This is a genomic window from uncultured Campylobacter sp., assembly GCF_937921625.1.
Classification (GTDB): domain Bacteria; phylum Campylobacterota; class Campylobacteria; order Campylobacterales; family Campylobacteraceae; genus Campylobacter_B.
Genome location: NZ_CAKZTI010000063.1, coordinates 1 through 1,259, shown reverse-complemented (window position 1 = coordinate 1,259; position 1,259 = coordinate 1). Strand labels below are relative to the sequence as shown.

The window sequence follows — 1,259 nt, the reverse complement described above, 5'->3', positions numbered from 1 at the left end:
CCGTCTCTGAAAACGACTTTGCCTACATCCACAAGGCGCTTTAAAAGCTGCGCGCTGGGCTCGTCAAACATCGCCTCCACGTCGCTCGTGCGCTGCGGACGGCGCGAAAGAGTGCGCAGAATTTCATCCTCGCTAAAGTTCAGCCGCTCGCTTGCGTATTTGGGTGCAGCGATGATATTTACGTTTTGATTTTCGATGAAAGTGGCCAGATAGCGCAGCTGCGCTTCACTTACCCCCTCTGCGCGGTATGCGGGCGGGCGATCTATAGTGCCAATATCTACGCGGTGCGGGTTAATACGCGCCAGAGCCGCATTCAGCGCCGCAAAGTCCTCCTGCGTGTCGTTGATGCCATGCACGACTAGGATTTCGATATCAAGCTCGCCGCGAAACTCGCGCGCGAAATCTGCGATCGCGCTTACGATCTGCTCGGCGCCGATACCCGTGTGCGGGCCGTCCACCTTGCGAAAGCTTTTCGCAAGCACGCTATCTAGCGAAAATTTGCAAATATCAAGCTTCGCTAACGCCGCGCTGTTTTCGCGCACGAGTGAGCCGTTTGACAAAACGAGCAGCTTCTGCGGCAGGTTCAGCGCTTTTAGTGCGTCCACGAGCTCTGCAAAGCGCGGATGTAGCGTAGGCTCGCCATTTGCCGTGATCGTGATGACGTCAATGCCCACGTGGCTTTGCAGTGCAGTTTTCAGCTCGGCGATGACCGGGCCGATCTCACAGGGCTCGCTCATCGCACTTACCGGCTTGCCCGCGCCCAGCTCGCAATAAACGCAGTTGAAGTTGCACTGCTTGCGCTGCGGGCTTAGATCGATGCCGAGACTGCGCCCGAACCTACGCGAGGTCACGGGCCCGAAAATATATCTCATTTTTGCTCCATGATTTGATTTGCGTGCAACGGGGTTTGCTTGCACGCAGAATTTCGCTTCGAAATTTTACTTTGCGGAATTTAATTTGCAAAATTTTAATTTGAAATTCTGCCTCGTGAAATTTTACTGAAATTTGCTTTTAAAAAATTTAGCTAGAAAATCCCGCTTTGAAATTTTACGTAGCAAGTTTATACCGATCTTAAGCCTCGCGCCAATAACGCTTTGCATCAAACCTTGAAAATTCTACGTAGCAAATTTATGCCTTGTAATTTAACTTCCGCGAGCCGAAATTTAGCGACGCTTTTATGCGCAATTCCACTTCTGCGCGCCGCCCCCGCTACGGCGAAATTTTAAGCTTAGAGCTTTGAATTTATCCTTAAATTTAGG

At 51.2% G+C, this 1,259-nt stretch carries 1 protein-coding gene; it reads right to left on the bottom strand.

The annotated features are described in order from the left end of the window. Nucleotides 1-872 (bottom strand): radical SAM protein (locus Q0101_RS10245; protein WP_297945213.1); only part of this gene is annotated, 872 nt, incomplete at its 3' end. Between the last annotated feature and the right edge of the window lie 387 nt (nucleotides 873-1,259).